Raw genomic sequence first — 7,858 nt, forward strand, 5'->3', positions numbered from 1 at the left:
GGCCTCGGCCTCGGCCTCGAGGTCGGACGCAGCTGCCGCCGGCACGCCGCCGCCCAGGCGAACGCGCCAAGCGGGACGCCCGCCGCCACGATGCGAGCAATTCTTCGAAACCTGGCGCGACGATGACACCGGCCCGTCCGGGCTGCCGCGTTCTGTCGCCCGCGAGGCATCGGCTGGCGACCGGCCCAGGGATTTCCGGGGGACCGCCTCCTCCGGGGGACATCCTCCACCGGCCGGTGACCGTGCTCGGTCGAGGTCGCAATGGTGACAGCACGTATTACCGGCGTTCTCGTTCTCTCTCGTCGGAGGCCCACGGTGAGGGTCACCGCGGGCCGAGGAGGAGTGGGCGATGCAGGCAGAACGCACGGCGGGGCAGCTGCGCTACGAGCAGACGGTGACGATCACGGCGCTGCCGCGGCCGCAGGAGGAGCCGACCCGGCCCACCGACAGCGAGAACCGGATCTGCGGCGACGACCTGGTCTCGGCGATGGAGCGGCAGACGTACAAGACGCCGCTGTTCATGATCGACACCTGGGCTTGGGAGCAGCAGCAGATCTTCGGCTCGCAGGGCCCGGCGATCACGATCGAGAAGTCGTACCGCAAGTGGGACGGCACCGCGCACCTGGAGATCGAGTCCCCGGCGCTGCTGTCGAACGAGGGCCTGAAGCTGCACTTCAGCGTGACGGGCAACCCCCGGTACATGGCCCAGCCCAAGGACCTGATCCCGATCTACCTGGAGACGCCGACCGCCGACATCAAGAAGCCGGGCGAGCGGCAGCTGATGGTGGTGCTGATCGAGCCGACGTGGGACTACAACCACTGGGAGGTCCGGGTCGAGTACACGCTGGCGCAGCTGGCCGCGATCCTGAAGCTCGACGTGAGCGGCCCGCTGACCGCGAACACGATCACCGCGCGGTACCGGGAGCTGGGGCTGCGCGCGCAGTGGCTCGGCGTGGCCGACCAGCAGAAGATCTCGGTCAACGGGGTGCGGCACGAGAGCGGCGGGCTGGACCAGAAGGGCGGGTCGGGCAAGCTGCGGCTGGTCCCGTACACCCTTCGGGAGCTGGCCGACACGGAGAACCGGCGCAACACGTCCTGGAACATGAGCGAGAAGCTCAACACCAGCCGCCCGGTGTTCAACACCTTCCAGGGGATCCTGCAGGGCGGCAAGGAGATGATGACGACGCTGGAGTGCGAGGCCGAGTACAAGCTCGGCAGCGAGGGCGAACTCGACCAGGTCATCTTCGCCATGAACAAGCTGCAGGACGACGGCGAGCTGCAGAAGCGGCTGGGCATCCTCAAGATGACCGGCGAGCAGAAGGTGTACGAGGACACTTACTTCGACCTGCCGGGCAAGTGCGACCTGCTCGCCAACCGGATCGTGCTGCGCCGGCGGCACCGCGGCACCGACGCCGGGGGCACGTACCTGTTCGCGCTCAAGGGTGCGACGTACCAGGACGGTGAGGGGCGGCGGCTGCGGCTGGCGGCGCAGTGCCAGTTGAAGAGCACCGCGTTCACGACCGGTCAGGCGCTGCTGCGGCGGTTTCTCACCGACGATTCGGCCGACAACGCGGTGGGGCGGACGATGCTGCACGCTCTGGACCAGGTGAAGCCGGTGATCGCCCGGCTGGGGCAGGAGGACATCGTCTCGACGCTGACGGTTGTGTCGAACCGGGACACGTTCACGATGACGCTGGCCAACGGCACGCAGATCGACTTCAGCGCGGATAAGGCCACGGGGCGGCTCGGCGACGGGACTTCGGCGACGGTGTACAGCTTCGAGTTCGGGGTGGGCCACCCGGCCCTGACCCAGGCTGCGACGACCGGCGGCCCGACCAGCGGGAGCGACGGCGAGACGGTCAAGAAGGTGTCGGTCAAGGACAGGATCGGCCAGTTCGCGGGTACGCCGCAGATCGTCCGGCCGTACCACGTGCCCGCAGACCTGGTGAACCCGGCCGTGTTCGAGCAGCCCGACTACCAGCAGTTCGTCAAGCTGCTGCACGCCGTCGTCACCGACGTGTTCCAGCTCGACATCAAGCAGCTCCAACTGGGCGGCAACAAGGCCCACGAGCTCGCCAGGCTACTCAGCCTGATCTGACCGACTCTGATACGGCCGGGGCGCCACAGCGCCCCGGCCGGTGCGGTAGCTGGTCAGTCGTTGGTAGCGCCGCCATCAGCCCACCGTGGTCGGCTGGCTGCGGCCGATGTCGCCCAGCCACAATGTTTCCCGCGCCCGGCTCATCGCCACATGGAGTGCGTGCCTGGCCAGTGCCGCCGCTTCGACGTCGGTTTGGTCTCGGACATGGGCGACCGCGTCGGCCGAGTCAGGCAGCAGGACATGGGCGAATTCCAGGCCCTTGGCTTTGTGCCAGGTGCCAACCTTGACCCGGTCGTCGGGATCGCCGGCGTAGGTGTCCAGGTCCATGACGGGGATCGACTCTCGCCGCAGCAGGCTGGCGTAATCTTTTGCCTGCTTGCCGTGGAAGCAGAGCACCGCGACCTCGCCGTATCCTCCGCCTGCGGTCAGTTCCCGGACCATGGCGATGACACGTTGCTGGAGGTCGGTGCTGGTCTGCGCAGCAACCCGGATGACTCTGCCCGCGCCGTGCCTGGTGGCCAGATCGGCGGGTCTGCCGGTGACGATGGCACCGTCGATATCCTCGAACCGCTGGTCGGCGATGACGTCGAGGGCGGCATCGAGGATTGCCGGGGCGTTGCGGTAGTTGACCGTCAGCACCTCGTTTCGGCCGCCGACGATAGACAGCCCGGCTTCGGACAGCCGGTATCCGCCGGGGTAGATCTTCTGGCGGCAGTCGCCGATCAGCAGCAGGCCGTTGGAACCGGAAGGGGCAAGCTCGGTCACCAGCCGCAGCGCGGTCAGCGACAAGTCCTGCACCTCGTCGACGATGACAGCACCGTAGGCGGGCTCAGGTGGGGTGAGCCGCACCTGAGCCAGAGCGTGGAGGAGAAGGTCTGCTGAATCCAGGATGCCTCGGTCGAGCATACGCTGCTGGTATTGCTCGTACAGCCGCCAGACCAGGTCGCGGTCGGACTCGGTCAGGCGTCGCCGGCGGCCGGGCCGGGCGGTAGCGCGGTACTGCTCGCGGTTGGTCAGGCCGCGGCCCTTGATGACGGTGTCGATCTCCTGGCGCCAGTAAAGCGGCAGGGGATCCAGCGCGCTGAAGTGTGCGCGCAGGTCCAGCCAGGCGCGGCTGAATTCGTTCTCAGCGCCGCCCGGATCGTAGCTGACCTTGACTTTGCTCGCGGCGAGGAAGTCGGCGGCCCACTTGTGAATGTTGACGCACTCGATGCGGTGTGCCAGGTCAGGACGCAGCTGTTGCAGCAATCGCGCCTGTACTCGGGGGACCATCCGCACCAGGCTGGTCACCAGGACCGGGCCCGTGGTCGACTTGGCGGCCTCTACCGCGCGCCACAACCCGACGACTGTCTTGCCCGTGCCGGCCGGCCCGCTGATGCGGGCGGGACCGGTGTAGGTCCGCTTGACGATCGCGAGCTGGCTCGGGTGCAGGAAGGTCATCCAGCGTTCCATCGACCGCGAGGTCGCCTCGGCGACGACAGCTTCCACGAGGTCCTGAGGGTCGAACAGGCCTCTGGCGACGTTGTCGGCGGCCATGGCGGAGACATGGTCGGAAGGCAGGTTGCAGGGCTCGTAGGCCGGATACACCTCTGCCAGCGCCTCGTGTACCGCGCCCACATCAGCGGCGTTCAGCCGAGCCGGGAGCTCACCGGTCAGGGTCGGTCGCAGCTCGGGCATGCCGAGCAGCAGTACGCCCTGGTGGTTGCGGTGCAGTGAGTGGCCGGCGAAGGCCAGCACCGGGTGGACGATGTCCGCGGCGATGTGCAGTTTTCGAGCGAGGGCATGCTGCGCGGGCCGGATCATGGCTTTTACCTTGACGATCTCGGACTGCCGATTGTCCAGGCCCGCGCAAAGCACGCCTGCGTGGATCTGCGGTGGGCTGGTCCACTCCTTGGCGTCGATGACGAACACCCCAGGTGGCCCGATGAGGATCATGTCGACGTTGGCCGAGCGGGTGCCGGGCCAGGCGCGGTCGATCAGCATGAACCAGCGCTGCCGTCCTGTGCTGTCGGGGCGGGTCAGTGTCATGAGCGTGGTGGCTACCTGGCGCTCGCCGTCGGCGCCGCGGGAGAAGCGGGGCGCCAGGGCGGCGTGTGCGTCGCGCTGATCGCGGATCAGCTGCTGCGAGCGGTCGGCGGCCGCCTGCCGTCGGGACAGATGGCCCGTCATTGCCCGCTCCCGTACGCGACAAGACACATCTTGGCCTCCCAGGAACTGCACCTTCGATATCGCCATAGAGTAATGGAAATATCACACTGCGAACATTCCCGTGACCCGCCGGTCGATTGGTCGCCACACAGACTAAAGATCAGCACCCCGCATTTCGGCCGGTCGGGCGACCTCACGGATACCCCGGCCAGCAACATCCATGGCTACGATCTCGTGGTGGCGGACTTCCCTATTCTCGGGCTCTACGACACCCTACTGACCCAGCGGCTCAACGAGCAGGTCAACCAGTGGCGGGCCGAAGGACACCTGATCCACGTCGACGGAATCGACGAGGCCGACGCGGCACACCTGCTGGGCCGTTACATCGGTGAAGCCGCCGCACGTGCACTGGCCACGGTGCGGGGCACCGATGCGCAGGTCGAGTTAGCCAACCAGTTGCTACGCGGCTTCGACGACCCCGAACTGGTCGACGCCGGACCGCGCAAGTTGCTCGCGGTCATGGCCGGGGAGCCTGGGGTCAAGCCGCCGGTCCGGCCGTCGACGGCCCTGGCCGAAGCCGCACTGCTCACCAATGCCCGGGAAGATCCGCATCTCGCGCACGAGCTTGCCGCCGAGTTGGCCAGCACCAATGGCGTCGACCTGCTCTGCGCGTTCGTCAAATGGTCCGGGCTGCGCATCCTGGAGCAGCGGATGGAGGAGTTGCAGCAGCGCGGTGTGCCGCTGCGGGTGATCACTACGACCTACATGGGCGCCACCGAGCGCCGCGCTTTGGACCGGCTGGTCAACGACTTCGGCGCACAGGTGAAGATCAGCTACGAGCAGAACTCGACCCGCCTGCACGCCAAGGCCTGGCTGCTGCGCCGGGACACAGGCTTCGACACCGCGTATGTCGGCAGCTCGAACCTGTCCGCGGCGGCACTGCTCGACGGCCTGGAGTGGAACGTGCGCCTATCGGCGGTCACGACTCCACGCCTGCTGGAGAAGTTCCGTGCGACCTTCGACTCGTACTGGGACCGCGCCGAGTTCGAGCTGTACGACCCAGCTGCGCACGCCGAGCGCCTGGACGAGGCGCTCGCTGTCACCACGTCGAGCAAGCGACGGCTGATCGACGTGCCCGCCCTGGTGCCGCACCCGTACCCGCATCAGCGGGAGATGCTCGAAGACCTCGACCTCGAACGGAGCGCGCACGACCGGCACCGCAACCTGCTCGTCGCCGCGACCGGCACCGGAAAGACCGTCACCGCCGCGTTCGACTACCGCAATCTGCAGCAGCGGCTCGGCAAGCTGCCCAGCCTGCTGTTCGTCGCCCACCGACGGGAGATCCTTGACCAGGCGCTGCATACCTACCGGCAGGTGCTTGCCCGGCCCACCTTCGGAGAACTGCACGTCGGCGACGACCGGACACGCGAATGGCGCCATGTTTTCGCCTCGGTGCAGTTCCTGCACCGCAACATCGCTGAGCTCGCCCCAGACCACTTCGACATCGTGGTCATCGACGAGTTCCACCATGCCCACGCTCCGACCTACCGCCGCATTCTCGACCATCTGCGGCCGCAGGAGCTGCTCGGGCTGACCGCCACGCCGGAGCGAGCTGACGGCACCTGGGTGCAGGATGAGTTCTTCGACCGGCACATCTCGGCCGAGCTGCGTCTGTGGGATGCGCTGCACGCCGACCTACTTTGCCCGTTCCACTACTTCGGCATCAACGACGAGACCGACCTCACACGGTTGGAATGGGTGCGGGGCGCCTACGACAGCGACGCCCTCGATGCTGCGTACACGGGTAACGATGATCGAGCCCGATTGATCTTCAACGCGGTTCGTGACAAGGTCAGCGATCTCAACGCCGTACGAGGTCTGGGCTTCTGCGTCTCGGTTCAGCATGCGCGATATATGGCCAAGTTCTTTACCGGCCACGGCATCGTGTCGCGTGCCGTCGACGGCACCACATCGGCCGACCAGCGGCGTGCGGCCCTCGACGACCTCCGGGACGGACGGGTCACGTTCCTGTTCGCGGTGGACCTTTTCAACGAGGGCCTGGATATCCCGGACATCAACACCATCCTGATGCTGCGGCCGACGCAGAGCGCTACCGTGTTTCTGCAGCAACTCGGACGTGGCCTGCGGCGCACGCCGGAAAAGGACGTGCTTACCGTGCTGGACTTCGTCGGCCAGCATCGCACCGAGTTCCGTCTGGAAAACCGCTTCCAGGCACTCACCGGGCTGTTTCGGGGGCGCTTGGAAGAAGACGTCGCGAAGGACTTCCCTCGGCTGCCGCCCGGCTGTCAGGTGGTGCTCGACCGGATCGCCAAGGAGCGCCTGCTCAGCAGCCTCCAGGAGCATCTGAGCGTTAAGGTCAACGTGCTGGTACAGGAGCTGCGCACGTACGCGCAGCCCAGGCTCGCCGATTACCTGGAAGCTAGCGGGCGCGACATCGTCGACGTCTACCGGCGAGACCGCTACTTCACCTGGCTGCTACGGCGCAGCGGCATACTTCCGGGCGAAGGATCTGAGCTGGAACACACTGTCGGACGGCGGTTGCGGGCGTTCCTGCACGTCGACGACGAGGCGCGAGCTGCGGCATATGCGCAGCTGGCGACCGGGCCGGCCGCGTACGCGGACCTGTCACCTGTCGAGCAGGCGTTCGCCCGGATGCTCGTCTTCTCGATCTGGCGTGACGGGGGTGGCTTCCCTGACTACGACGAGGCGCTGGCCCAGTTGCGCAGCGAAGAGTTTGTGCGCGGCGAGCTGCGCCAGATCGTTGAGTACACGGCGCACCGGCCGCGGCGGGTTGCCAAGCCGCTGACCGAGGCGCTGTCGCGGGTGCCGCTGGCGGTCAACGCTCGCTACTCCACCGATGAGATCCTAGCCGCGCTGGGGTGGGCCGAACTCGGACGCCGGGCGCCCGCGCACATGCAGGGCGGCGTCGCCTGGGCGCCCGCGACTCAGTGTGACGCACTGCTGGTGACGCTGCGAAAGAACGAGAAGGAGTTCTCGCCGCAGACGATGTATCGCGACTATGCGCTGACTCCGGAGTTGTTCCACTGGGAGTCGCAGAACAGCACGTCAGGGACCTCGTCCGTCGGGGTGCGCTATCAGAACCACGCGCAGCTTGGCAGCCACATCCTGCTATTCACCCGCGAAAGCAAGTCCACCGAGGCGGGGCACCCAGAGCCTTACGTATTCCACGGCACGGCTCACTATGTCGAGCACCGTGGCGAGAAGCCCATGGCGGTGACGTGGCGGCTGGATGAGCCCATGCCCGAGGAGCTGTTCCGGCGCGCGGCCGTCGCAGGCTGATGTCGCTAGGTGAGCTAACGGCATCGGTGATGTGGTGATGGGTCCGAGATCAGCGATGCACGGCTTCCGTTGAGCAGTCTTGATGGACATTGAATCGTGGCGGTGCCGCACCCGGTCAATGTGACGGTCGGTAAGTTGCGACGGTCAGGCAGTCACTCATGCACACTTTGCGGTTGCTTCTGGCCGTCTTCACGGTGGAAAGCCACACAAGGCGCCCACTAGGGTGGCGGTCTGCATCCTGCTCACAGATGAATGAACACGGTACTGCGGTCTCCACCACACCTCAGCTTT

3 protein-coding genes are annotated in these 7,858 nt (G+C 66.8%); 2 read left to right on the plus strand and 1 reads right to left on the minus strand.

The genetic code is table 11. The features are described 5' to 3' along the window. The first annotated feature begins 349 nt into the window (after positions 1-349). The gene (locus Cba03nite_RS39165; RefSeq protein ID WP_203757602.1) at positions 350-2,098 is read left to right on the plus strand and encodes a hypothetical protein; all 1,749 of its coding nucleotides are present in this window, start codon (positions 350-352) and stop codon (positions 2,096-2,098) included. A 75-nt stretch (positions 2,099-2,173) separates the two neighbouring features. On the opposite strand, the gene Cba03nite_RS39170 is transcribed toward Cba03nite_RS39165, so the two are convergent. Further along, on the minus strand, positions 2,174-4,267 hold the full coding sequence (locus Cba03nite_RS39170; protein ID WP_203757604.1) for a nuclease-related domain-containing DEAD/DEAH box helicase: 2,094 nt from the start codon (positions 4,265-4,267) through the stop codon (positions 2,174-2,176). 216 nt (positions 4,268-4,483) lie between these two features. Here Cba03nite_RS39170 and Cba03nite_RS39175 point away from each other — a divergent pair, with 216 nt between their 5' ends. Continuing rightward, the gene (locus Cba03nite_RS39175; RefSeq protein ID WP_239126352.1) at positions 4,484-7,567 is read left to right on the plus strand and encodes a DEAD/DEAH box helicase; all 3,084 of its coding nucleotides are present in this window, start codon (positions 4,484-4,486) and stop codon (positions 7,565-7,567) included. Positions 7,568-7,858: the final 291 nt, after the last annotated feature.

This window comes from Catellatospora bangladeshensis, assembly GCF_016862575.1.
GTDB lineage: Bacteria > Actinomycetota > Actinomycetes > Mycobacteriales > Micromonosporaceae > Catellatospora > Catellatospora bangladeshensis.